Origin of the sequence: Curtobacterium sp. VKM Ac-1376, from assembly GCF_015351025.1 — a bacterium.
Lineage (GTDB): Bacteria > Actinomycetota > Actinomycetes > Actinomycetales > Microbacteriaceae > Curtobacterium.
The window spans coordinates 15,151-39,326 of record NZ_JADKRV010000008.1; the positions used below are offsets into that span (position 1 = coordinate 15,151).

The 24,176-nt window shown below is 69.4% G+C and carries 25 protein-coding genes, 1 pseudogene and 1 riboswitch; of the genes and pseudogenes, 16 read left to right on the forward strand and 10 right to left on the reverse strand.

The window, feature by feature from the left end; translation table 11 throughout:
• Positions 1-62 precede the first annotated feature (62 nt).
• Positions 63-698, reverse strand: coding sequence for an exonuclease domain-containing protein (locus ITJ56_RS10910; RefSeq protein WP_323749785.1), 636 nt, complete (start codon positions 696-698; stop codon positions 63-65).
• 71 nt (positions 699-769) lie between these two features.
• Between ITJ56_RS10910 and ITJ56_RS10915 the strand changes: the two genes are divergently transcribed.
• From ITJ56_RS10915 to ITJ56_RS10925, 3 genes are read left to right on the forward strand one after another with little or no spacing between them, the layout of a single operon-like run.
• Entirely contained in the window at positions 770-1,318 is a 549-nt protein-coding gene (locus ITJ56_RS10915) for a hypothetical protein (protein ID WP_194630643.1), read from the forward strand.
• Between the two features lie 58 nt (positions 1,319-1,376).
• Entirely contained in the window at positions 1,377-2,450 is a 1,074-nt protein-coding gene (ychF, locus tag ITJ56_RS10920) for a redox-regulated ATPase YchF (protein ID WP_194630644.1), read from the forward strand.
• Between the two features lie 30 nt (positions 2,451-2,480).
• The gene (locus ITJ56_RS10925; protein ID WP_194630645.1) at positions 2,481-2,870 is read left to right on the forward strand and encodes a DUF2510 domain-containing protein; all 390 of its coding nucleotides are present in this window, start codon (positions 2,481-2,483) and stop codon (positions 2,868-2,870) included.
• A 165-nt stretch (positions 2,871-3,035) separates the two neighbouring features.
• On the opposite strand, the gene ITJ56_RS10930 is transcribed toward ITJ56_RS10925, so the two are convergent.
• From ITJ56_RS10930 to ITJ56_RS10940, 3 genes are all read right to left on the reverse strand, one after another.
• A complete protein-coding gene (locus tag ITJ56_RS10930) occupies positions 3,036-3,323 on the reverse strand; it encodes a hypothetical protein (RefSeq protein ID WP_194630646.1) in 288 nt (95 codons plus the stop codon).
• A gap of 272 nt (positions 3,324-3,595) precedes the next feature.
• A complete protein-coding gene (locus ITJ56_RS10935; protein WP_194630647.1) occupies positions 3,596-4,207 on the reverse strand; it encodes an HD domain-containing protein in 612 nt (203 codons plus the stop codon).
• A gap of 140 nt (positions 4,208-4,347) precedes the next feature.
• Positions 4,348-5,124 (reverse strand): isocitrate lyase/PEP mutase family protein, encoded by a 777-nt coding sequence (locus tag ITJ56_RS10940; protein WP_138802715.1) that lies wholly within the window; start codon positions 5,122-5,124, stop codon positions 4,348-4,350.
• A gap of 112 nt (positions 5,125-5,236) precedes the next feature.
• Here ITJ56_RS10940 and ITJ56_RS10945 point away from each other — a divergent pair, with 112 nt between their 5' ends.
• The 5 genes and pseudogenes from ITJ56_RS10945 to ITJ56_RS10970 all read left to right on the forward strand — a co-directional run bounded on the left by ITJ56_RS10945 (position 5,237) and on the right by ITJ56_RS10970 (position 9,646).
• On the forward strand, positions 5,237-6,424 hold the full coding sequence (locus ITJ56_RS10945; RefSeq protein ID WP_228517585.1) for a MalY/PatB family protein: 1,188 nt from the start codon (positions 5,237-5,239) through the stop codon (positions 6,422-6,424).
• Between the two features lie 958 nt (positions 6,425-7,382).
• Positions 7,383-7,952 carry a hypothetical protein gene (locus tag ITJ56_RS10950; protein WP_194630773.1) on the forward strand — a complete coding sequence of 190 codons (570 nt, stop codon included), beginning with the start codon at positions 7,383-7,385 and terminating at the stop codon, positions 7,950-7,952.
• Positions 7,885-8,901, forward strand: a pseudogene (locus ITJ56_RS10960) (YcaO-like family protein). The gene ITJ56_RS10950 and the pseudogene ITJ56_RS10960 overlap by 68 nt, the downstream one beginning before the upstream one ends.
• Positions 8,902-8,903: 2 nt before the next feature.
• A complete protein-coding gene (locus tag ITJ56_RS10965) occupies positions 8,904-9,437 on the forward strand; it encodes a DUF2087 domain-containing protein (protein ID WP_194630651.1) in 534 nt (177 codons plus the stop codon).
• Positions 9,410-9,646, forward strand: coding sequence for a hypothetical protein (locus ITJ56_RS10970; protein ID WP_194630652.1), 237 nt, complete (start codon positions 9,410-9,412; stop codon positions 9,644-9,646). The genes ITJ56_RS10965 and ITJ56_RS10970 overlap by 28 nt, the downstream gene beginning before the upstream one ends.
• 30 nt (positions 9,647-9,676) lie before the next feature.
• Here ITJ56_RS10970 and ITJ56_RS10975 read toward each other — a convergent pair whose 3' ends face one another.
• Positions 9,677-9,862, reverse strand: a complete 186-nt coding sequence (locus tag ITJ56_RS10975; RefSeq protein WP_017887087.1) for a hypothetical protein — start codon at positions 9,860-9,862, stop codon at positions 9,677-9,679.
• Between the two features lie 63 nt (positions 9,863-9,925).
• Positions 9,926-10,414 carry a GNAT family N-acetyltransferase gene (locus ITJ56_RS10980; RefSeq protein WP_194630653.1) on the reverse strand — a complete coding sequence of 163 codons (489 nt, stop codon included), beginning with the start codon at positions 10,412-10,414 and terminating at the stop codon, positions 9,926-9,928.
• A gap of 68 nt (positions 10,415-10,482) precedes the next feature.
• Here ITJ56_RS10980 and ITJ56_RS10985 point away from each other — a divergent pair, with 68 nt between their 5' ends.
• The gene (locus ITJ56_RS10985; RefSeq protein WP_194630654.1) at positions 10,483-11,367 is read left to right on the forward strand and encodes a LysR substrate-binding domain-containing protein; all 885 of its coding nucleotides are present in this window, start codon (positions 10,483-10,485) and stop codon (positions 11,365-11,367) included.
• A gap of 46 nt (positions 11,368-11,413) precedes the next feature.
• Here the strand turns inward: ITJ56_RS10985 and ITJ56_RS10990 are convergent, their stop codons facing one another.
• From ITJ56_RS10990 to ITJ56_RS11005, 4 genes are all read right to left on the reverse strand, one after another.
• Positions 11,414-11,668 (reverse strand): hypothetical protein, encoded by a 255-nt coding sequence (locus ITJ56_RS10990; protein ID WP_194630655.1) that lies wholly within the window; start codon positions 11,666-11,668, stop codon positions 11,414-11,416.
• Positions 11,665-12,147, reverse strand: coding sequence for an FBP domain-containing protein (locus ITJ56_RS10995; RefSeq protein WP_194630656.1), 483 nt, complete (start codon positions 12,145-12,147; stop codon positions 11,665-11,667). Before ITJ56_RS10995 ends, ITJ56_RS10990 begins: the two co-directional genes overlap by 4 nt.
• An 84-nt stretch (positions 12,148-12,231) precedes the next feature.
• Positions 12,232-12,969 (reverse strand): M48 family metalloprotease, encoded by a 738-nt coding sequence (locus ITJ56_RS18945; RefSeq protein WP_194630657.1) that lies wholly within the window; start codon positions 12,967-12,969, stop codon positions 12,232-12,234.
• A gap of 13 nt (positions 12,970-12,982) precedes the next feature.
• Positions 12,983-13,357, reverse strand: a complete 375-nt coding sequence (locus ITJ56_RS11005) for a BlaI/MecI/CopY family transcriptional regulator (RefSeq protein WP_194630658.1) — start codon at positions 13,355-13,357, stop codon at positions 12,983-12,985.
• 230 nt (positions 13,358-13,587) lie between these two features.
• A riboswitch (glycine riboswitch) is annotated at positions 13,588-13,693 on the forward strand.
• A gap of 49 nt (positions 13,694-13,742) precedes the next feature.
• Here ITJ56_RS11005 and gcvT point away from each other — a divergent pair.
• From gcvT to ITJ56_RS11040, 7 genes are all read left to right on the forward strand, one after another.
• Entirely contained in the window at positions 13,743-14,888 is a 1,146-nt protein-coding gene (gene gcvT, locus ITJ56_RS11010) for a glycine cleavage system aminomethyltransferase GcvT (protein ID WP_194630659.1), read from the forward strand.
• Positions 14,889-14,892: 4 nt separating this feature from the next.
• Positions 14,893-15,270 carry a glycine cleavage system protein GcvH gene (gene gcvH / locus ITJ56_RS11015; RefSeq protein WP_194630660.1) on the forward strand — a complete coding sequence of 126 codons (378 nt, stop codon included), beginning with the start codon at positions 14,893-14,895 and terminating at the stop codon, positions 15,268-15,270.
• Positions 15,267-18,188, forward strand: coding sequence for an aminomethyl-transferring glycine dehydrogenase (gene gcvP, locus ITJ56_RS11020; protein ID WP_194630661.1), 2,922 nt, complete (start codon positions 15,267-15,269; stop codon positions 18,186-18,188). The genes gcvH and gcvP overlap by 4 nt, the downstream gene beginning before the upstream one ends.
• 516 nt (positions 18,189-18,704) lie before the next feature.
• Entirely contained in the window at positions 18,705-20,330 is a 1,626-nt protein-coding gene (locus ITJ56_RS11025) for a peptide ABC transporter substrate-binding protein (protein WP_194630662.1), read from the forward strand.
• A 221-nt stretch (positions 20,331-20,551) separates the two neighbouring features.
• Positions 20,552-21,481, forward strand: a complete 930-nt coding sequence (locus tag ITJ56_RS11030) for an ABC transporter permease (RefSeq protein WP_194630663.1) — start codon at positions 20,552-20,554, stop codon at positions 21,479-21,481.
• Positions 21,471-22,421, forward strand: coding sequence for an ABC transporter permease (locus ITJ56_RS11035; protein WP_194630664.1), 951 nt, complete (start codon positions 21,471-21,473; stop codon positions 22,419-22,421). Before ITJ56_RS11030 ends, ITJ56_RS11035 begins: the two co-directional genes overlap by 11 nt.
• The gene (locus tag ITJ56_RS11040) at positions 22,418-24,160 is read left to right on the forward strand and encodes a dipeptide ABC transporter ATP-binding protein (RefSeq protein WP_194630665.1); all 1,743 of its coding nucleotides are present in this window, start codon (positions 22,418-22,420) and stop codon (positions 24,158-24,160) included. The genes ITJ56_RS11035 and ITJ56_RS11040 overlap by 4 nt, the downstream gene beginning before the upstream one ends.
• Positions 24,161-24,176: the final 16 nt, after the last annotated feature.

A 24,176-nucleotide genomic window follows, 5' to 3' on the forward strand; every position in this document is an offset into this window, starting at 1 on the left:
AGCATTGTCGTGACAATACCACCGGGAATGTGCAGCCCCGGCCCTACCCGACGGGTGTTGGCTCAGTCGGCGAACACCATCGGCCGGTTCGACAGCCGCGGCTGGTTCGCGGCCTTCGGCTTCTCGGCACGAGCGTGCACCGGGGCGATCGTCACCCGGGTGACCGCGCCGAGTGCCTCGACGGTCTCGACGCCGTGGTGCCCGGCGGCGTGCACGACGATCGCAGCGCAGGCCTCGGCGTCGGCGGCGGCGTCGTGGTGCTGGAACCCCTCGAACCCTGCGGCCATCGCGGCGACCGGCAGCCGGTACGAGTCGAGCGTGTAGGTCTTGCGGGCGACCGCCAGTGAGCACAGCGAGTGGTGCTCGGCCAGGTCGATGCCCGTCGCGGAGCAGCCGCCGGCGATGACGCCCATGTCGAACCGGGCGTTGTGCGCCACCAGCACGTCACCCTCGGCGAAGGCCACCAGGTCGGGGTACTGCTGTTCCCAGGTCTTCGCGTGCGTGACGTCCTCGGCGACGATGCCGTGGATCCGGGTGTTCCACTCGAGGAAGGCGTCGTGCCCGAGCGGCGGGCGGATGAACCACGACGCCCGATCGACGACCCGGCCGGCGCGGACCTTCACGAGCCCGACGGAGCAGGCGCTGGCGGGCGAGCTGTTGGCGGTCTCGAAGTCGATCGCGGTGAAGTTCAACGGCACGGTCCCGATCGTCGCACGGGGTGCCGACATCGCCGGAAGCCCGTTCGGCGTTGCGGCCGTACGGTTGTCCGATGGGGAACGAGGTCGACGGACGTCCGCGAGTGCTGCTGCTCGCCGGCTCCGGCTACGGTCAGCAGGCGCCGCTGCTCTGGTGGTCGCGGGAAATCGCCGTCGTGGCCGGGTGCGAGGTCATCGCGCCCGGGTGGCAGGTCGACGACACTGCCGGCGCCGATCCGGTGGGGTTCGTCGGGGCCGCCGTCGCGGCCGAGCTGGGGGGCCAGCTGCCCGACCTCGTCGTCGCGAAGTCGTTCGGTTGCTTCGCGCTGCCGTGGGCGATCCGCCACGAGGTGCCCGGCGTCTGGCTGACGCCGGTCCTCACCCACGACGACGTCGCGGCAGCGCTCCCCGCGGCGACCGACGCGCACGACGCGATCGGGGGTGGCGACGACCCGCTGTGGCGGCCGGAACGGGCGTCGGGAACCGCTGCGCGCCTCCAGACGGTGGCGGGAGCCGATCACTCGCTGCATGTGCCGGGGGACTGGCGGCGGTCGCAACGGTCGCAGGCCGACGTCTTCGACGTCGTGGAGCGCCGCATCGCGGCCTTGCGTGCGGGGCGATGACGGCAGCCTGGAGGCCCGGGTCGGCTCCGGCAGGCCGCCGCCGGTAGGCTGTGCTCCCGTGGCTCTCACCATCGGAATCGTCGGTCTCCCGAACGTCGGCAAGTCGACCCTGTTCAACGCCCTGACCAAGAACCAGGTCCTCGCCGCGAACTACCCCTTCGCGACCATCGAGCCGAACGTCGGGGTGGTGAACCTCCCGGATTCGCGGCTCGACAAGCTCGCGGAGCTCTTCCACTCGGAGAAGACCGTGCCGGCGCCGGTGTCGTTCGTCGACATCGCGGGCATCGTCAAGGGTGCGAGCGAGGGCGAGGGGCTCGGCAACAAGTTCCTCGCGAACATCCGCGAAGCCGACGCCATCGCGCAGGTCGTCCGTGGCTTCACGGACGCCGACGTCGTGCACGTCGCGAACAAGGTCTCCCCGAAGGACGACCTCGAGGTCATCAACACCGAGTTGATCCTCGCCGACATGGAGACCATCGACAAGGCGCTCCCGCGGTACGAGAAGATGGTGAAGCTCAAGCAGACCGAGCCGGTCGTGCTCGAGACCGCTCGCGAGGCCCGTGCCGCGCTCGAGCAGGGGACGCTGCTGTCCGCGACCAAGATCGACCTGTCGCCGATCTCCGAGCTCGGGCTCCTGTCCGCCAAGCCCTTCATCTTCGTGTTCAACGTCGACGAGGCGATCCTGACCGACGAGTCCCGCAAGGCCGAACTGGCCGCGCTCGTCGCCCCCGCGCAGGCCGTGTTCCTCGACGCCCAGGTCGAGTCCGAGCTCATCGACCTCGACCCCGAGGACGCCGCCGAGCTGCTCGAGTCGACCGGTCAGACCGAGTCGGGCCTCGACCAGCTCGCCCGCATCGGGTTCGACACCCTCGGGCTGCAGACCTACCTGACGGCCGGCCCGAAGGAAGCCCGTGCGTGGACGATCGGCAAGGGGTGGAAGGCTCCCCAGGCTGCCGGCGTCATCCACACCGACTTCGAGAAGGGCTTCATCAAGGCCGAGGTCATCTCGTTCGAGGACCTGGTCGCCACCGGCTCCATCGCCGAGGCCCGCGCTGCCGGCAAGGCCCGGATCGAGGGCAAGGACTACGTCATGCAGGACGGCGACGTGGTGGAGTTCCGCTTCAACAACTGATCTTCCAGCGCTGTGCGCCAGGTTGAGCGCATGACGAACGCGCAGGCAGGGTGGTACGACGACGGCTCCGGCGCCATGCGGTGGTGGGACGGTTCCGCGTGGACGGAGCAGGTGCAAGCTCAGGCTCCCCCGATGTCGGGCGTCGGCGGGGTGATCGGCCGGATCCAGGCCGAAGCCGCTTCGGGCGGCCAGCCGCGTCCGGCGCAGAACGGCATGAGCTACGTCGTGCTGCAGGTGGTGCTCAAGGAGAAGTTCTTCGGCACGGGTTCGGGCAACCTCACGGAGCTCGAGAAGGCGATCAACGCCCAGGCGGCCCTCGGGTACCGGCTGCACACGATCACGACGGCTTCGTCCGGCAGCACGGGCTTCGGCGGCGGCGACCGGGTGCAGGCCACCATGGTGTTCGAGCGCCTGAACTGACGCGACGCCACGAACGGTGCGAGGTTCCGTGAACGGTGCGACGACCGCTGCCTCGCACGATTCACGGAACCTCGCACCGGAGTGCCGAGCGAGCCACGCCGCCGCACCAACGACGAAGCGCCGCCGGGAAACCCGGCGGCGCTTCGTCGTTGGTGGTGTTTGAGCCTAGGCCGCGAGGGCCATCTCGCCCGCCTGCACGGACTGGGCCTGCAGCAGGGTGCGGCTGGCCTCGCCCGCCCAGGAGCGGCCCGGCACGGTCCAGCCGGCCTCGCCGACGGCGTCGAGACGGGTGCCCCGGGTGATGAAGGTCCCCAGGTCGTCGGCCGCGATGCGGACGAGGTACTCGCGCTGCGAGCGGTCGTCACGCACCGGGAACTCGGCGATGCGGTCGGGGGTGATCGTCGGGGCCGCAAGAGCGGTCCCGAACACGGTGATTCGTTCGTTGCTGGTCATGGTGCTGTACTTCCTGGTCATTCGGCCCCAGGGCGACTCGGTGTCGGCGGACGTCTCAGTCCGGCGCGACGCATCGAGTGCGGGGCGCGCACGTCGCGTTTCAACGTGCAGCTCGTCCGATCGGATCGAGCGGTGTCTCGAGTGGAATGCGACTCGGGTGAGTCGGTGTCGAGAGGTTGGTGTGCGCGAGTCAGATGGGTTCGCTGCAGTGCACCAACCAGAGACTATACGCGCACCCTGTCGAGAAGTCCAGCGTGCGACCGAACCGAGCGTCAGGATGCCAGGAACGTCTCCCAACGGTCCCCGCCCGCGGCGACGTTGCTCGAAGCGGCGATCCGCGCGGCGGCGGAGGCCGGCTTCCGGTCAGCCTGCGCGTGGATCAGCCCGTCGAACGAGGCGGAGAAGTCCAGACGGGGCAGTGCCGCAGCCACCGCACGCAGGTCCGCCGTCGACCACCGGTCGAAGCCGACACCGGAGACGTCGAGCGAGGTCGCGACCTCGAGCAGGTGCCCCTCGGCGTCGAGCGCCGGGTCGACGGAGGTCCACATGTGCCGTTCGATGATCTCCCCGACGCGACGAGCACGCGTGGCGTCCCAGCCGGCACCGATCGCGAAGACGGAGCCGACGGCGCCGCCGGCCTCCTCGAAGGGCACCTGGTGCGCGTCGAACGACGGGGTGACGCCGAGGTCGTGGAGCATCGTCGCGACGAAGAGCAGCTCGGGGTCCGGCTCGAGGTCGACCGTCGGAGCGAGCAGGACCGCCCAGACCCACGAGCGCAGGCAGTGGTTGACCAGCGCCGGCGATGACCAGGCCCGCACGACGTCCAGTGCGCGCGCAGCGACGGGGGAGGGCGGGGTGAGCAGGGCTGCGACGTCGACCGACATGGCACGACAGTAGTGGCAGGGACGAGCCGCGCCGGACTGGTTCGCGTCCCTTGAACAGGCATACGTTTCAAAGGGCCTGACCACAAGCAGACGGGAGGCGCGGCACCAGCTGGTGCCGCGCCTCCCGTCCGTCTCCTGGTTCAGTTCAGGGTCGGGGTGTCCTCCGGCACGACGCCGTCGGCGTACAGGTCGGTCGCCAGGTCACGGAGCGCGCGCAGCGCGACCCGCTGTGTGAGCGGGCCGTACGAGATGCGGGCGACGCCGAGCGCCTCGTACTCGGCGGCGGGCAGGGCGCCGGGCAGACCGATCACCGACAGCTTGCCGCGGCCGAGACCGGCGACGAGCCGCTCGACCACGGAGCGCTCGATCGCGCCGGGCACGAAGACCAGGGCGGCGCCGTTGTCCAGGAACGCCTTGCCGCGGGCGATGGCGTCCTCGATGCTCTCGTCGATCGGGCGCTCGCCGCCGCGCACGATCGCGTCGGTGCGGGCGTTCAGCTGGAAGTCGACGCCCTCGGCCTGCGCGGCAGCGGTGATCGCGGCGACGCGGGCGACCGCCTCGTCGAAGGGACGCAGCCGGTCCTCGACGTTGGCGCCCACGATGCCGGAACCGATGGCGCGGCGGATCGTCTCGGCGGGGTCCTCGTAGCCGTCGTCCAGGTCCGCGGTGACCGGCAGGTCGGTGGCGGCGGCGACGATCGCTGCCCCGGACAGGGCGAGGTCGAGGGGCATGCCGCCGTCCTCGTACCCGTAGGACGCGGCGATCGAGTGCCCGGCGGTGGCGATCGCCTTCGTGCCGGGCAGGTCGCTGACGACCTTGGCGGTGATCGCGTCCCACACGTTCACGACGCGGAGGATCTCGGGGGCCTCGTGCAGCTGCTTGAGGGTGACGGCCTTGTCGGCGGTGCTCGTGCTCATGCTGCCGACAGTAGGCCGACGGGGCGGCCCCCGGCCGCGAGCCCGCCCGAAGACGACGTGGGATGACGTCGGGACTCGCGCCGAGCCTCCAGGCGGGGGCATGCTGGGACGCATGGCGAGCGACGAGCAGGACCCGGTCGGCACGCTCCGCGGGGTCCGGACGAGCATCAAGTGGACGCGGTACGCGCCCGACGTGCTGCCCCTGTTCGTCGCCGAGATGGACCACGACGTCGCGCCGGAGATCCGGCAGGCCCTGATCGAACGGGTCTCGCAGTCCGACCTCGGGTACCTCGACGGCCCCGGGCCGCTCGCGCCGGCGTTCGCGCAGTTCGCGCTGGACCGCTGGGGCTGGCAGATCGACCCGTCACGCATCCACCTGGCCACCGACGTCAGCGTGGGGATCGTCGAGTCGCTCCGGCTTGCACTGCCCGACGGCGGCCGCGTCGCGATCACCCCGCCGGTGTACCCGCCGTTCTTCGAGCTCGTCGACGAGGCCCGATGTCAGGTGGTCGAGGTCCCGCTGCTCGAGCAGTGGGGGCAGTACCGGCTCGACCTCGAGGGGCTCGAGCGGGCGTTCGCCGGCGGGGTCGGCGTCTTCCTGCTCTGCAACCCGCACAACCCCGTGGGGCTCGTGCACGACCGGGCCGACCTCGTCGCGATCGCAGAACTGGCCGCGAAGTACGACGTCCTCGTCATCAGCGACGAGATCCACGCGCCCCTGACCCACCCCGGCGTGCAGTTCACCCCGTTCGCCGCCGTCGCCGAACCGCTCGGGGCCCGGAGCGTGTGCGTGACCAGCGCCAGCAAGGGGTGGAACCTCGCCGGGGTGAAGTGCTCGGTCATCGTCGCCGGCGATCCCCGGACCGCCGCGCTCCTCGACACCCTGTGGGAGGAGGTCGCCTGCCGCACGAGCATCCTCGGGCTGCACGCGAACCTGGCGGCGTTCACGCTCGCGACGGACTGGCTCGACGACGTGGTCGCCCGGATCGTGGCCAACGACCGGCTGCTCGCGAAGCTCCTCGCCGAGCACCTGCCCGGTGTGGTCTACACGCGGCCCCGAGCTGGGTACCTGGCGTGGCTCGACTTCCGGGGGATCGGCCTCGGCGACGACCCGGCCGTGCCGCTGCGTGAGAACGCCTACGTCGCACTGAACTCCGGGCTCGGCTTCGGGTCCGAGGGACGCGGGTTCGTCCGCCTCAACCTGGCGTGCTCACCGGAGACCCTGCGCGAGGCCGTGTTCCGGATCGCCTCGGCGTACCCGTCGAGTGCGCAGGAGGGGCTGGTCTGGCACGTCGCCTGACCGGCGCGTGCCGGTGACGCGGCCCGGAGGCCCGCGTCGGCTCAGGCCGGTCGGGGCGCTTCGATGAGGTGGCGCGTCGAGTGCGCTAGGAACGGTCCGTCCTGCTGGATCAGCTCGTGCAGGTCCAGCAGACAGTCGCGGTTCCGCTCGACGGTGAAGTCCGGCTCACATCAGAGCACCTTGCGGAGCAGGTAGTCCACCGCGGCGACGTCGTGGATCTCGATCAGGGTCCGCGCGGTCCGCAGTTGGACGACCCCGAGTCCGGCGGCGCGTGCTGCGTCGGCCTCGTCGTCGTGGTGCCCTCCGCGCCGCTCGGGGGGGGGGGGGCTTCGGGCCGAGGAAGAACTCGATCAGCTCGAAGACGCTCGCGGGTCCGACGTGCTGCGCGGAGTACGTGCCACCGGGAGCGAGGACCCGGACGATCTTGTCCCAGTAAATCGCAGCTGGGTCTCGGCTCGTCACGAGGGCGAAGGCGCCGTCGGCGAAGGGCAGCGGCGGCTCGTCCTGATCGACGACGACGACCAGGCCGCGGGGGTGCAGGAGTCGTTTGGTAGTCGCGACGTTCGGTGGCAAGGACTCCGTCGCCACCGTGGTGGCTGGGAACGTCGGCGCTTCGGCGAGGACCTCCTCACGCCGACGACGAGCGGAACACCAGCTGCCTACTGACCGTAACCCAGGAGCGGAACACCCATACCTGAGTTTGTGAATATCGCACACCAACGGTTGACATGTTGGGTACTACGTTCCAGGCTGATCGAAGTCACGCATGCTTCAGCGAACGAATGTCTCTGTTGCCGGCGCTGGCCCACGAGGGATGCGCCCGCGTGGTGAACCGAGAAGGAGAGTCTGATGAAAACGACCATTTTGGCGCCCAGGACCAACAACACGTTCGTTGGTCGGCAGGCGAAGAACAGCTACGGGCCCTCGCAGTAAATCTGGAAATTGAGCGCGAGCGGGCGTGCCGAAGGCGGGCTTCGCGACGATCGGTTTGATCGAGAAAGACTGGTCGACCGGATGCCCCGAGTGCTTGCGATCCCGAGTCCGCGGGATCGATTACTTCTACCACGGTCTCGCGGCTGAAACTTTCGACGCTGATTTTGCTCGGGAGGTCGTGGCGCTCATGTACCGCGAATACGGCGTCGCGGTTGCTCTTACCGAAGCGTACGACCCGCAGAACTGGTCGGTGATGCTGCCCGTGCCCTTCTGCTCAGTGTGTGGCGGGATCGACCGACAGATCGACCGTGTCGCGTTCTGGAGCGCTTCCGGCACGATCTCAAGCGATCGTCCGGTCGGCGAGTCGACCGCGGGGTTTCGAAATACATCTCCCGACGAGTTCGTCGGCCGCAATCGGGCTGCGATCGGGTTTGCTTCAGCAATCGGAAATCCGGTCGCAGTTGAAACCGCGTTGGCTTGCTCGCTGGTGAACGGCCCAATCCTCATGTCGGACGATCCGGCACGGCATGAGGTCGCCGGGGAAGGGTCCCTCGCTGGAGCAGAGCGTTGCGAGTTGTCTTGGGGAAGGGCTTGAACGCTACTTCACTGCGCGGCCGTTCCGAGACCGCTCGCTCGTGGCCACGCGCGAGCAGCTCGGGTCGGAGGCAGTGGATCCGTAGGTTGTGTTCGGCTTCCCAGCAATCGATGACACCGATGGGGTGCAGCGGTACCGACCTGACCTCTCCATCGAATGGGTCAGAAGCGAGGACCTGGTTTCGGGAGCTACGAAGTGGTTCCCAGCGAACCTCGTCTTCTGCCCGTACATGCCGCCGCCAGGAGCGTCGACGATATCGACGGGTAGCACCAACGGCGCGGCGTGTGGCGCGACGCGTCAGGATGCCACCCTCCAGGCTTTGCTCGAGTTGGTCGAGCGAGACGCGTTTTGGTACTACTCACGGACGGGTTTCGCTCCCTTGGGCATTCCGGAGTCGCAGGTGCCCGCCGACGTCCTCGAAGCCATGCGCCGGTACCGAGGCGTATTCCACGTGCAGCTTCTGGTGAACCCATTCGACCTTCCCGTGGTGCAGGTGGCCTACGAGTCAAACGGGCATGAGGCCTCAGCGACTGCTCGAGGCACTGGAGTGACTGGCTCACTTGAGCTGAGCATTCGTCGTGCGTTCACGGAATGCATCCAGATGCTCGAGTCGCTCTCGAGCGGTCAAGCCGTTGGAGAGTGTGTCACTGACATGCGGCGATTGTGGTTCACGGGTGAGGCTCGCGACGCTTTCCCCCAGTTCTTCGAAGCGGTGGACACGGCGGCAGAGGTCGAAACCGACACGTCGGATTTCAAAGCTTCTGGGGAACTGTTGTCGCACATCGTCGGTCGAGCGCGGACAGGGTTTGGACGTCTACGCCGTTTGGCTTGGGCAGGCCAGACGTTCGGATTGGAGTACGGGATCATCATCTCGGGAGTGTTGTACATGGCGATCGCTCTTCTCGTCGGTTCTGGCGAGGGCTGGCGGCGGATCGAAGTGAAGGAATAATCGTGAACGGAAGACCTGCGGCAGAATGGCGGCCGATCTTCGCTGCTCTTGCCAATGACGACATGCGACGCGTGTACTCGGAGGTGGTGCTTGAGCGCGCGCCGATTGTGGACCCGACGGTTCAGCAGTCGGCACGGACCCGACGAGCGCTGGAGGCGCTGCGTCGCATCGGGCTCATCGAAGAGGAAGACGGCGTGTTGGTCGCGCGCAGCGATCCCTTCTCCAACGCGCTGCGCACCCAGGCTCCCGACAGACCGGACGGCATCGGCCGGTTCTTGCGTGACGGGAGGATCGTGCAGTATCCGGCGCGCCCGTCAGATCGGATGGAGATCCTGCGGTGGGTGGCCGACCAGGCGCTGGAAGAGGGGGAGACGCTCAGCGAACAAGCGGTCAACGCGCGGCTCAGCGCGTTCCATGACGACCCTGCGACACTCCGCCGGTACCTGGTCGACGCCGGGCTCGTCGATCGAGACCGTGCCGGAAGTGCGTACAAGCGCATGCCCACGGTGTGCGCGACAAGGAAGAGGCGACGGTGAGTCGTCACGTCGTACGTGCTGAACGCGGCGGGAAGTACTGGGTCATCTCGATCGACGGCATAGTCCGAACGCAGGCGAAGCGCGAGCGCGAGATCGAGGTCATGGCCCGAGACTGGCTCGCGTTGATGAACGAGCGCGATCCTGAGTCGTTCGAGCTCGAGATAGATGTGACGCCCGCGCGTGCCGCAGGAGGTCGCTTCTCCCGCTGAGGTCGCCTCGTAGTCCCGTGAGCGCTGAGGTCAGGCCACGTACTGGTTGCGGCCGACGACGCGGATGCGCAGATCGTCGTCGCGGTCCATCGCGAGGAGCTCGCGGGCCACGAACCCGACGGACGGCCACCGGGACACCTCGGTCACCATGAAGCCGTCGATGAACACCTGCCACGCGCCGGCCTCGCGGACGGCCTGCACCTCGTACGTCGCCATGCCGCGAGCGTACCGGGACCGGGCCGCCGTCAGTGCAGGTCGAACGTCAGTGCAGGTTCAACGTCAGTGCAGGTCGAGGGTCATGTGCACGTCGGCGCGGACGTAGGGGCTCGGGATGAGTTCGTCCTCGCGCAGGTGCCGGAACCCGAACGACTCGTACAGGTGCACGGCGCTGGCGAGCTGCGCGTTGCTCTCCAGGTCGATGCGGCGTGCGCCGAGCTCGCGGGCCCGGTCGAGCGCCGCGGTGATGAGCTTCCGACCGGTGCCGTGGCCCTGGTGGTCGGGGGAGACGGCCATCTTCACGAGCTCGAACACGCCGGGGGTGGTGGGCACGACCCCGATGCACCCGATGACCCGGTCGTCGAGCCGGGCGACCAGGACGGCCCCGCCGCGCTCGACGACGCGTCCGACGGGGTCGCCGAGGAACACACGGTCCTCGTCCTCGAGCGTGAAGAACCTCGTGATCCACGCTTCGTTCAGCGCGCGGAAGGCGTCGGCGTCTGCGGGGGTGGCGAGGTCGGCGATGGTGACGGTGGAGGTCGCTTGGGGCATGCATCCATCCTCAGGTCACGATGGTGTCGCGTCCAATACTCGTTCCCGCTGATCGATACGCTGGATGCATGGATCGTGCACCGGACGTCGACCTCCGCCAGCTGCGGGCGTTCCTCGCGGTCGCTGACGAGCTGCACTTCGGACGGGCGGCCGAGCGGCTCCGGATCGCCCAGCCCGCGCTGTCCCAGCAGATCCGCCGCACGGAGCGCGAACTCGGCGTCGACCTGTTCGTCCGGACGAGCCGCAGCGTCGCCCTCACGGCCGCCGGCCAGGTGCTGCGGGGGCGTGCACGGTCGTTGCTCGGGCAGGTGCGCCGCGACCTCGACGAGACGGTCCGGGTGGGGCGGGGTGAGGCCGGCCGGCTCGACGTCGGGTTCGTCGTCTCCGCGCTGCCCCTCGGGCCGATCGAGCGCGTGCAGGCGTTCCGTGAGCGGTACCCGCTGGTCCGGGTCGACCTGACCGAGGGCTACTCGTCGACGCTGCTCGCCCGGATCGTCCGGGGCGAGCTCGACCTGGCCGTCGTGCGCGACCCCGATCCCGATCCTGCTGTCCGACTGCTGCCGTTCCGCTCCGAAGCGTTCGTCGCGGCCGTTCCACGCGGGCACCGCCTCGCTGATCGCACCACCATCCGGGGGCCGGAACTCGTCGACGAGCCGTTCGTGTTCTTCCCGGCGATCGCTGGTGCCCTGGCGACCGAACGGAACCTGGCGCCGGTCATCTCGGGAGGCCGTCGCCCGGTGATCGTGCAGGAGGCCACGACCTGGGCGACCGTGCTGCACCTGGTCGGCGTCGGCCTCGGGGTGACGGTCGTGCCCGAGAGCGCCGCGCTCGCCGCACCGGAGACGGTGACGCTCCTGCCGCTCGAGGGCAGCGAGCACCGCAGCGAGCTTGCGTGGGCCATGCGCACCGACGACGACCGCGAGATCCTGCGCAACTTCGTCGCCGCGGACTGACCGAGCGGACCGCGTGCGCGAACGGGAGCCGGGCGGGCGTCCTCGCTCAGCCGAGCGACAGGACGGGCGCCCGGTGGTCGCCGAGCTCGTCGACGTGCCACGGCCTCGCCCCGCGCAGCGTCAGCCCGAGCTGCACGAGCACGAACCCGACGTGCGGTTCGACGTCCGGGTCCCACGGCCCCTCGACACCCAGGCCGAACGCGCCGAGTTCGTCGTCGGCCTCGTCGCGCAGCGTCAGCCGCCAGAGTCCGTCACCGAGTTCCTCGACGACGGCCCAGCGGGCGTTGCCGAAGCGGCTCACGCCGACTTCATGATGTCCGCGGTGAAGTTCTGCACGCGCTGGAGCAGCGAGGCGCCGCGCATCGCGATGGTCGCTGGTGGGTTCAGGTGCGGCGGTGCGGTGCGGATGAGCATCGAGCACCCGAGGTCCTCGCAGATGTAGGTGCCGATCGTGTTGCCGTTGCGTCCGGACTCCCCGGCGCGGGCGGCCGAGAACAGCCGCACCTGCGTCGCGGGCTGCGGCGAATGGCAGAACGAGCACATCGCGGCGATGCCGGGGCGCAGGGAGCCACCGGCGGAACGGACGACGATGCCCACGGGCCGGTCGTCGATCCAGGACACGATGTACCCGCGGCGGGCGGCCTGCGGGTCGCGCCAGCCCAGGAACTCGCGCTCGTCCCACAGCATCTCGTGCAGGCCGGGGATCGGCAGCTGGGCGAGTTCGTCGGCGGTGGCGTTGACGAACGAGGATCGGATGTCGGCTTCGGTCAGTGGCTTCACGGTCCGCTCACCCTATGCCTCGCCCCCGACACGGTGGGTTCAGGACAGCCGCGTGGGCGACGGCGCGGTCTCGGATCGCCGCGTTCAGGACAGCCTGGAGGCGCGGATCGCCCCGAGCGCGCTGCTCCCGTCCGCCACCAGGACCGCCCGGCGCAGGGCGTCGCGGCCGACGCGTCGGGCCGCCGCGTCGTCCGCGGCGAACTCCACGAGCACGCGCGTCGACCGCACCATGGCGCGCGCACCGGGCACCCACGGGACCGCACGCTCGATGGATTCCGCGACCGCGACCGCAGCCGCGTGGTGCTGGGTCAGGTGGGCGCGTTCGTGGGCGACCACGGCCTCCAGTTCGTCGGTGCGCAACCGGTCTGCCAGGCCGGTGCTCACGAGCACGCCGCCGCTCCGGCCCGGCACGGCGCACGCCAGTGCGTGGTCGGCCTCGACGACGGCGACCGGGGTGCCGTCGATCTCGCGGTGCGGGGCGACGCCGGACCGCATCGCCTGGCGGACGGCCTCGTGCTCGGGGCCGGGGCGGACCCGCACGGCGACGACGAACGCGATCACTCCGAGCACCGCGACCCAGACGTTGAAGCCGTGCGTGGGGGAGCCGTCGCCGCCGAACAGCTCGGTGACCGGACGGTCGGCGAGGACGACGAGGGCTATCCCGGCGATGAACCCGACGACGCCGAGCAGCACCGCGACCGACCAGCAGACCAGGGCCGTGCGCGGCAGGTCGATCGTCCAGGCGGAGCGGGTCAGGACCCGGGGCGCGAACCCGACCACCGCCAGGGCGAGGACGATGAGCGCGATGCCGGCGACGACCACGGTCCGCAGCCGGTCAGGAGCGGGCGCGGGCGTCGAGGGCGCGGCGCAGGGCCTCGAGGTCGTCCGAGGCGAGCGAGCCGGTGAACTGCAGCAACGCGGCCTCGCGGTCGGCCGAGGCGGCGAGTGCGCTCGACATCAGGGATGCGGTCTGTTCGTCGCGGCTGTGCACGGCGCGGAACGTCAGCGGAGCGTCGTCGTGCTGCTCTCGTTCCACCTGGCCCTTGCGGCCGAGGCGGTCGAGCACGGTGAGCACGGTCGTCAGCGCGGGGCGGGGCTCCGGGAACGCGTCGAGCACCTGGCGTGCGGTGAGCCCGGCGTCGGCGGACCGGAGTGCCTCGAGCACCGCCTGCTCCAGCTGCCCGCGGGGGCGCGATCGTTGTCCGGCCATCCCCGCATTCTACGAGATGTCGAAGACCGGCCCACGACACACGCCCGTAACGCGGTCTCGGTATGCTCTGGGCGGACAACTGAACACACCGGCCGCTCATCCGTCGCGGGAGACGCCGTGCACGTGCCCCCGGGTACGTCGTGCCTTCGGGTACACCGTGCCCCCGGGCGCACGCACGGCACCGAAGGAGCAATCCCCCCGTCAATCTCTCAGGTCCCACACCGCAGCGGACAGGCCACTCTGAAAAGCAGACGCTCGGTCGTCTCGCCCACGGTGAAAGCCGCCGGACCTCACGGGCCGCGGTGAAACTCTCAGGCCCATGACAGAGGGGGAGTTCCACCCGGCGATCGTCGCCGGGCCCTGCCGATGCCAGGAGAACTCCGCCATGAGTCCGTCCCCAACGCCCGCTCCGGGTCAGCGTTCGTCGCCCCTCGAAGCCGTGCACGACGCCGCCGGTGCGACCTTCACCGACTTCGCCGGGTACCGCATGCCCGTGCGCTACTCGTCCGACCTCGCCGAGCACCACGCCGTCCGCCAGGCCGCCGGTGTGTTCGACCTGTCGCACATGGCCGAGATCGGGGTGACCGGCCCCGACGCCGTCGCGTTCCTCGACCACGCGCTCGCCGGGTCCTTCGGTGCGATGCCCGTCGGCCGCGCCAAGTACTCCCTGCTGCTCGCCGAGGACGGCGGGATCCTCGACGACCTGGTCGTCTACCGCACGGACGACGACGTCTTCCTCGTCGTCGCGAACGCCTCGAACCGTGACGTCGCGGTGTCCGCGCTCACCGCACGGGCCGAGGGCTTGGACGTCGAGGTCTCCGACGACTCCGACACCACGGCACTCGTCGCGATCCAGGGCCCCGCGGCGGCCGGCACGCTCGACGCGCTCGTCGTCGCCGACCGTCTGCAGCCCGAGACCCCGCTCGACGAGCTCGGCTACTACCGCGTCCTGCACGCCCTGTTCGACGGCGCCGACGTGCTCGTCGCACGCACCGGCTACACCGGCGAGGACGGCTTCGAGGTCTACAGCGACCCGGACACCGCGCCCGTCCTCTGGGACGCCCTGCTCGAGGCCGGAGCCGACCGCGGGGTCGTCCCCGCCGGGCTCGCGGCCCGCGACACCCTGCGGCTCGAGGCCGGCATGCCGCTGTACGGGCACGAGCTCGGCACCGACGTCCGTCCGGCCCAGGCCGGCCTCGGCCGCGTCGTCGCCAAGGACGGCGACTTCGTCGGAGCGGCCGGTGTCACCCCCTCCGAGGACGCCCGCGTGCTCGTCGGTCTGGTGACCGAGGGCCGCCGTGCTCCACGGGCCGGCTACGACGTCGTGCTCGACGGGACGGTCGTCGGCACCGTGACCTCGGGCGCGCTCTCGCCGACGCTCGGACACCCCGTCGCGATGGCCTTCGTCGACCCGGCAGCGCTCGCCGCCGTGTCGGACGGGGCACAGGTCCTCCACATCGACGTCCGCGGGACGGCCGTCCCCAGCACCGTCTCCGCGTTCCCCTTCTACCGCCGCGCCTCGAAAGGCTGATGTCATGACCGACCAGACCGCACTCCAGTACACGGCCGACCACGAGTGGCTGCTCGTCGAGGGCGACACCGTCACCGTCGGCATCACCGACCACGCGGCCGAGCAGCTCGGCGACGTCGTCTACGTCGAGCTCCCCGCCGTCGGCACCGCCACCACGGCCGGCGAGCAGATCGGCGAGATCGAGTCGACCAAGAGCGTCGGCGAGCTCTTCGCGCCGATCGAGGGCGAGGTCATCGCGGTGAACGACGCCGTCGTCGACACCCCTGACACCGTCAACCAGGACCCGTTCGGAGCCGGCTGGCTCGTGAAGATCAGGGTCGACGGCACGTCCTTCCCCGAGGACCTGATGGACCACGACGCCTACCGGGCCTCCATCGCATGACCGCGTTCGAGAACCTCCAGACGACCTTCGCCGACCGCCACATCGGCACCACCCCGGCCGACCAGCAGGCCATGCTCGACGTCGTCGGGCAGCCGTCACTCGACGCCTTGGTCCGTGCGGCGATCCCGGAGTCCATCCACGTCGGCCCCGTCGCCGACTCGGTGATCCCGGCCGCCGTCGGCGAGACCGAGGCGCTCGCCGAACTCCGCGCGAAGGCCGGCCGCAACACCGTCCGCCGCGCCATGATCGGCCTCGGCTACCACGGCACCCACACGCCCGCGGTGATCCAGCGCAACGTGCTCGAGAACCCGAGCTGGTACACGGCGTACACGCCCTACCAGCCGGAGATCTCGCAGGGCCGCCTCGAAGCACTCATCAACTTCCAGACGATGGTGTCCGACCTGACCGGCATGGCCACCGCCGGCGCCTCGATGCTCGACGAGGGCACCGCCGTGGTCGAGGGCATGCTCCTCGCCCGCCGCGCCTCCAAGGTCAAGGGCGACGCGTTCCTCGTCGACGCCGACCTGCTGCCGCAGACCCGTGCGCTGCTCGACCACCGTGCCGACGCCGTCGGCATCGCCCTGCGGGAGTTCGACGCGGTCGACGGCCCCAGCGACGACCAGCTCGACGGTGCGTTCGGCGTCATCCTGCAGTACCCGGGGGCATCCGGCCGCATCGTCGCCCCGACGTCGGTGATCGAGCGGGTCCACGCCGGCGGCGGCATCGCCGTCGTCGCGGCCGACCTGCTCGCGATGACCCTGCTCGCCAGCCCCGGTGACCTGGGTGCCGACGTCGCCGTGGGGACGAGCCAGCGCTTCGGCGTCCCGCTCGGCTTCGGTGGTCCGCACGCCGGCTACCTCGCCGTCCGTGCCGGCCTCGAGCGCCAGCTGCCCGGTCGCCTGGTCGGGGTGTCCTTCGACGCCGACGGGCAGATGGCCTACCGCCTCAGCCTGCAGACACGCGAGCAGCACATCCGCCGCGAGAAGGCGACGAGCAACATCTGCACCGCACAGGTCCTGCTCGCCGTGATGGCCTCGATGTACGCGGTCTACCACGGGCCCGAGGGCCTGCGGTTCATCGCCGGCCGGGTCGCACGGACGACGAGTTCGCTCGCCGCGGTCGCGCGCGACGCCGGCATCGACGTGGTGCACGACGCCTTCTTCGACACCCTCACCCTGCGGTCGGTCGGTCGCGCCGAGGCGATCGTCGCGGCAGCGCAGGACGCCGGATACCTGCTGCACACCGTGGACGCCGACACGTTCCAGCTGTCCGTCGACGAGACGACCACGCCTGACGACGTCGTGGCGCTCGCGGGCGTGCTCGGGGCGGTGGACGTGACCGTCACCGCGACGGAGGCCGCGGTGCGGGACGCGGCCACGGGCCTCCCGGCCGGCCTGCAGCGCGACAGCGACTACCTGACGCACCCCGTGTTCAGCGCGCACCGCAGCGAGACCCGCATGATGCGGTACCTCAAGCACCTGGCGGACAAGGACTACGCGCTCGACCGCGGCATGATCCCGCTCGGCAGCTGCACGATGAAGCTCAACGCGGCGACCGAGATGGCGGCGGTGACCTGGCCGGAGTTCGCGAACATCCACCCGTTCGCCCCGCGCGAGGACGTCGAGGGGTACCTCGACATGATCGGCGACCTCGAGTCGTGGCTCGCCGAGGTCACCGGGTACGACACCGTGTCCCTGCAGCCGAACGCCGGCAGCCAGGGTGAACTCGCCGGGCTCCTGGCGATACGCGGGTACCACCAGGCCAACGGCGACACCGAGCGCACCGTCTGCCTGATCCCGTCGAGCGCCCACGGCACGAACGCCGCGTCCGCGGTGCTCGCCGGCATGAAGGTCGTCGTGGTGGCCTGCGACGAGAACGGCAACGTCGACCTCGAGGACCTCCGGGCCCGCGTCGCCGCCAACGCCGACACCCTCGCGGCGCTGATGATCACGTACCCGTCCACCCACGGCGTCTACGAGCACGACATCCGTGAGATCTGCGACGCCGTGCACGACTCCGGCGGCCAGGTCTACGTCGACGGCGCGAACCTCAACGCGCTGCTCGGGCACGCCCGCTTCGGCGACTTCGGCGGCGACGTGTCGCACCTCAACCTGCACAAGACCTTCTGCATCCCGCACGGCGGTGGTGGCCCCGGCGTGGGTCCCGTCGCCGCGAAGGCGCACCTGGCGCCGTTCCTGCCCGGGCACTCGTTCGCGCAGCAGGCTGACCGGCGCTCCGGTGCGACCGCGACCGAGGCCGACGACCGCCTGGCGCACGCCGGCGGCCCCGTCAGTGCAGCGCCGTACGGCAGCCCGAGCATCCTGCCCATCACCTGGACCTACGTCCGGATGATGGGGCTCGAGGGGCTGACCCGTGCGACCGAGGCCGCCGTCCTCGGCGCGAACTACGTCGCCGCACGACTCCGCGACGCGTTCCCGGTGCTGTACACGGGTGACGACGGGCTCGTGGCGCACGAGTGCATCCTCGACCTCCGGCCGCTGCGCGACACCACCGGCATCACGGTGGACGACGTCGCGAAGCGCCTGGTGGACTACGGGTTCCACGCCCCGACGATGTCGTTCCCGGTCGCGGGCACGCTCATGGTCGAACCGACCGAGAGCGAGGACCTCGCCGAACTCGACCGGTTCGTCGACGCCATGCTCGCGATCCGTGCCGAGGCCGCCGCGGTCGAACGCGGGGAGTGGCCGGCGGACGACAACCCGCTCGTGCACGCCCCGCACACGGCCTCGTCGGTCATCTCGGGGGAGTGGGTGCACGCATACACCCGCGAGCAGGCCGTCTACCCGCTGCCGGGCATCAGCGGCCGGAAGTACTGGCCGCCGGTGCGTCGCATCGACCAGGCCTACGGTGACCGCAACCTGGTGTGCGCCTGCCCGCCGATCGAGGCGTTCGCCTGATCCCGACGGGCGCCGGCGCCCCGTCGCGCTCGTCGCCCCGCGCCTCGTGCCCCGTCCGGTCCTCCGGCGGGGCACGGTGGCGTCCGGAGGGATCGGGCGGCCGGTGTGCGATCACGTTCGGTCGGCGTCGGCCGGTATCGACTGGTCACGAACCGTCGCCCAGGCCAGTGCCGAGCGACTGTTCGTGACCGCTCAACGGCGGACGCACGGCAGGCCGTGACCGCCGGCAGGGCGCCTGAAGCATCTACCCCTGAGCGATGCTCGGCCGATCCCCGACTTGCACAGAAGTGTGCCGGAGTGCAACGGATTTCATGCGGCTGCAACAAAAACGCACCCTTCACCCGCAGGCGCGCGAATCTTGCATCGTCTCGCAACGATCGTGCAAGTTGGTTACCGGCGTGTAACCGTTCGCCCCAGGGTTTGGACGGCACTGTTCACCTTGCCTACAGTGCAGATGTCAAACGCGCCCGGGTGACACCGCTGTGCCCTTGCGCGTCCCATGCACCAGGAGGAACCTTGATCAAGAAGCGCGCCGGGCTTTCCGCCCTCGCCGTGCTCGGGGCCACAGCACTCGCCCTGACCGCCTGCTCCAGCAACAGCTCCGACGGGGGTGACTCGGGCTCGGCGAACGCGTCCGGGATCGTCACCACGAACGGCAGCGAGCCGCAGAACCCGCTGATCCCGTCGAACACCACCGAGACCGGTGGCGGCAAGATCATCGACTCGCTCTTCGAAGGCCTCGTCTCGTACGACGCCGACGGCAAGCCGGTCAACGAGGTCGCGAAGAGCATCGACACCGATGACTCGAAGACCTTCGACATCACGCTGAACACGAACTACACCTTCACGAACGGCGAGAAGGTCACCGCCGAGTCCTTCACCAAGGCGTGGGACTGGGCTGCACAGAAGTCCAACGCCCAGGGCGCCAGCTACTTCTTCGAGAACATCGAGGGCTACGACGCCGACAAGGACTCGGAGCTGACCGGCCTCAAGGTCGTCGACGACGACGAGTTCACCGTGACGCTGAAGTCGGCGCAGTCCGACTTCCCGCTGTCGCTCGGCTACTCGGCGTTCGTGCCGCTGCCGTCCTCGTTCTACGACGACACCAAGGCGTTCGGTGAGAACCCGATCGGCAACGGTCCGTACAAGCTCGACGGCAAGGATGCCTGGACCCACAACCAGTCCATCAAGCTCGTCACCAACAAGGACTACGAGGGCAAGCGCAAGCCGAAGAACGGTGGTCTCACGATCACGTTCTACTCCTCGCAGGACACCGCGTACTCCGACGCGCAGGGCGGCAACCTCGACGTCCTCGACGCCGTGCCGGACAGCGCGTTCAAGACGTACAAGTCGGACTTCCCGGACTCGAACGTCAACCAGCCGGCCGCCATCTTCCAGGCGATCTACCTGCCGTACTACCTCGACCACTGGAAGGGCGAGGAAGGCACGCTGCGCCGTGAGGCCATCTCGATGGCCATCAACCGCGAGCAGATCACCGACAAGATCTTCGACGGCACGCGCACCCCGGCGAAGGACTTCACGTCGCCGGTGATCGCGGGTTGGAACGACGACCTCGAGGGTTCGGACGTCCTGGACTACGACCAGGACGAGGCCAAGAAGCTCTGGGCCCAGGCCGACAAGATCTCGAAGTACGACGACACGCTCACCATCACGTACAACGCGGATGGTGGCCACGAGGCCTGGGTGACCGCGGTCACGAACTCGATCTCGAACACGCTCGGCATCAAGGCCGAGGGCAACGCGATCCCGACGTTCCAGGAAGCACTGGACCTCCAGACGAACGACAAGCTCACGGGCGGTAGCCGCACCGGTTGGCAGGCCGACTACCCGTCGCTGTACAACTTCCTCGGCCCGACCATGGGCGAGGGCTCGTCGAACAACTACTCGCGGTACGACTCCAAGGAGTACAACGAGCTGCTCGCTGAGGGCCGTTCGGCCGCGACCGTCGAAGAGGGCAACAAGGCCTTCGACCAGGCACAGGAGCTCCTGTTCAAGGACCTGCCCGAGATCCCGCTCTGGTACTCCAACGTGACCGGTGTCTGGAACGCGGACAACGTGTCCAACGTGAAGTTCGGTTGGAACTCGGTGCCGCTGTACTACGACATCGAGGTCAAGAACTGATCTAGGTCTCCCAGAGACCAAAGCGCGAGCAGGTATCCTGCCTCGCGACCACCGGACGGGGGTTCGGGGACCACTTCGGTCCCCGAACCCCCGTACCACGGTGACAACACCCCCACATCGCGGGCGCCCTCCCGCACCGGACATCCGTGCCGACCCTCGGACCGTCCACCCCTCACCACAATGAACCTGATCGACATCGCTCCGGACCGGGCAGTGATCTGATGCTCTGGTACCTCGGCAAGCGCCTCCTGCAACTCATCCCCGTGTTCTTCGGGGCCACGTTCCTCATCTACTTCATGGTCTTCTCGCTGCCCGGCGACCCGATCGCCGCGCTGTTCGGCGACCGTCAGCCGTCGCCGCAGGTCATCGAGACGCTCCGGCAGCAGTACAACCTCGACAAGCCGTTCATCGTGCAGTACCTGCTCTGGATCGGCGGCGTGTTCCGTGGTGACCTCGGCCTGACGTACTCGGGTCAGCCGGTCAGCTCGCAGCTCGCCCAGGCCTTCCCGATCACGGCGCGCCTGGCCATCCTCGCGCTCGTGTTCGAGGCGGTCGCCGGCATCGTCGTCGGCGTCATCGCCGGCCTCCGCAAGGGCAAGCTGTTCGACGCCAGCGCGCTCGTCGTGTCGCTCCTGCTCATCTCGGTGCCGACCTTCGTCGTCGGGTTCGTGCTGCAGTACGTGTTCGGCATCAAGCTCGGGCTGTTCCGTGTGACCGTCTCCGGCGAAGCGCCGTGGGACGAACTCGTCCTGCCGGCGATCGTGCTCGCGTCCGTGTCGTTCGCCTACATCGTCCGGCTCACCCGCGCGAGCGTGGCGGAGAACACCACCGCGGACTTCGTGCGGACCGCGACCGCGAAGGGCCTGCCCCGTCGGCGCGTCGTCGGTGTGCACATCTTCCGCAACTCGCTCATCCCCGTGGTGACCTACCTGGGTGTCGACATCGGCAACCTGATGGTCGGCGCGATCGTCACCGAGGGCATCTTCAACATCCATGGTGTGGGTGGCACGGTGTTCCAGGCCGTCAAGCTCGGCGAGGGCCCGACCGTGGTCTCCTTCGTCGCCGTGATGGTCATCATCTTCATGCTCGCCAACCTCCTGGTCGACCTGCTCTACGCCGTCCTGGACCCGAGGATCCGCTATGCCAAGTAACGCCGCATCCCGTTCGGCGACGCACTACGTCGCCCCGATCGAGGAGACCCCGCTCCAGGCGGTCGACCAGGTCAACGAGGACGAGAAGACCCGTTCCCTGTGGACCGACGCGTGGGAGTCCATGCGCGGCCGTCCGACGTTCTGGATCTCGTCGGTCCTGATCCTGCTGATCGTCGTCGTCGCGATCTTCCCCGGACTCTTCGCGCACGTCGACCCGCGGGCCGCGAACCTCGACTACAGCGACGAGGGGCCGCGAGCCGGGCACATCCTCGGCTTCACCCGTCAGGGTTCCGACGTCTACGCCCGCGTGATCTGGGGCGCCCAGAACTCGCTGATCGTCGGCATCGTGGCGACGATCCTGGTGTCGATCGTCGGCATCGTGATCGGTGCGCTGGCCGGTTTCTACGGCGGCTGGCTGGACACGATCGTGTCCCGCATCGGTGACATCTTCTTCTCGATCCCCACCGTCCTCGGTGCGATCGTGATCATGTCGGTGATCCCGGCGCGCAACGCCATCACGGTGTCGCTCGTGCTCGCCGCGTTCGCGTGGCCGCAGATCGCGCGCATCATGCGCGGTGCGGTCCTCAGCGCGAAGCAGGCGGACTACGTCATGGCGTCGGCCGCCCTGGGCGTCAATCGGTTCAAGACGCTCGTCCGGCACGTCATCCCGAACTCGCTGGCGCCGGTCATCGTCGTCGCGACCGTGTCCCTCGGCACGTTCATCGTGGCGGAGGCGACGCTGTCGTTCCTCGGTATCGGACTGCCGCCGTCGGCGCTCAGCTGGGGCCTCGACATCGGGACCGCCCAGACGTCGATCCGCACCAACCCGTCGACGATCTTCTGGCCGTCGGCCGCCCTGTCCATCACCGTGCTCGCGTTCCTGCTCCTCGGTGACGTGGTGCGCGACGCACTCGACCCGAAGGCGAGGGCTCGCCGATGAGCGAGACACTGACCCAGCCGAGCAACAGCCGTACCGGCGGTTCCGGCGCCCCGCTGCTCGAGATCACCGATCTGCAGGTCGGTTTCAAGACCCAGAGCGGTCTCGTGCAGGCCGTCCGCGGTGTGAACCTCACGCTCGAGCAGGGCGAGCGTCTGGCCATCGTCGGCGAGTCCGGGTCCGGAAAGTCGACGAGCGCCCAGGCGATCATCAAGCTGCTGCCCGGTACCGGCGAGGTCACCGGCGGGTCGATCAAGTTCAACGGGCGCGAGCTCGTCGGGCTGAGCGACAAGGAGATGTCGGAGATCCGTGGGAAGGAGATCGGCTACGTCCCCCAGGACCCGATGTCGAACCTCAACCCGCTGTGGTCGATCGGCTTCCAGGTGGAAGAGGCCATCCGTGCGAACGGCATGGCCACCGGCAAGGCCGCGGTCCGCGACCGTGCGGTCGAGGTCCTGAAGGAAGCCGGTCTCGGCGACGCATCGACCCGCCTGAAGCAGTACCCGCACGAGTTCTCCGGCGGCATGCGGCAGCGCGTGCTCATCGGCATCGGTCTGTCGAGCCGCCCGCAGCTGCTCATCGCCGACGAGCCGACGAGTGCGCTCGACGTCACCGTCCAGCGCGTCATCCTCGACCACCTCGAGACCTTGACGCGCGACTTCGGCACCTCGGTGCTGTTCATCACGCACGACCTCGGGCTCGCCGCCGAGCGTGCCGAGAAGCTCGTCGTGATGTACAAGGGCCAGGTCGTCGAGGCTGGTCCCTCGAAGGAGATCCTGGCGAACCCGCAGCACCCGTACACGCAGCGCCTCGTCGCGGCGGCACCGTCGCTGGCCAGCCGTCGCATCCAGTCGAAGGTGCAGCACCAGCGGGTCGACATCGCCGACGCCGGCAACGACGACGCCGAGCTGATCGCCCGGGCACAGGAGCGCGAGCACCGCCCGGCCGAGGACCTCATCGTGGTGAAGAACCTCGAGAAGGTCTACAAGCTGCGCGGCAAGAGCCTCGCCACGCGTGAACTCAAGGCCGTCGACGACGTGTCGTTCTCGATCCAGAAGGGCACCACCACGGCGCTCGTCGGCGAGTCCGGTTCGGGCAAGTCGACCGTCGCGAAGCTCGTCCTGCAGCTCGAGAGCATCACGAGCGGCACCGTGCAGTTCGACGGCATCGACATCGGCGCGCTGAAGGGCAAGGACCTCTTCGACTTCCGCCGCCGCGTGCAGCCGGTGTTCCAGGACCCGTACGGCTCCCTGGACCCGATGTACAACGTCGGGAACACGATCGCCGAGCCGCTCGCCACGCACAGGGTGGGCGACAAGGCCTCCCGTCGAGCTCGCGTGCTCGAACTGCTCGATCAGGTCGCGCTGCCGAAGTCGATGGTGAACCGCTACCCGAACGAGCTGTCCGGTGGCCAGCGGCAGCGCATCGCCGTGGCCCGCGCGCTCGCGCTCAAGCCGGAGGTCATCGTCCTCGACGAGGCCGTCTCCGCGCTCGACGTGCTCGTGCAGGGACAGATCCTCGACCTGCTCACCGAGCTGCAGACCGAGCTCGGCCTGACGTACCTGTTCATCACGCACGACCTCGCGGTCGTCCGCCTCGTCGCGGACAACGTGTGCGTCATGCGCCGCGGGCAGATCGTCGAGAAGGCGACGACCGACGAGGTCTTCGCCGCCCCGAAGGAGCAGTACACGAAGGACCTCCTGGCCGCCATCCCCGGCGCCGGGTTCGAGTTCGGACGCTGATCCACCTGGACACGAA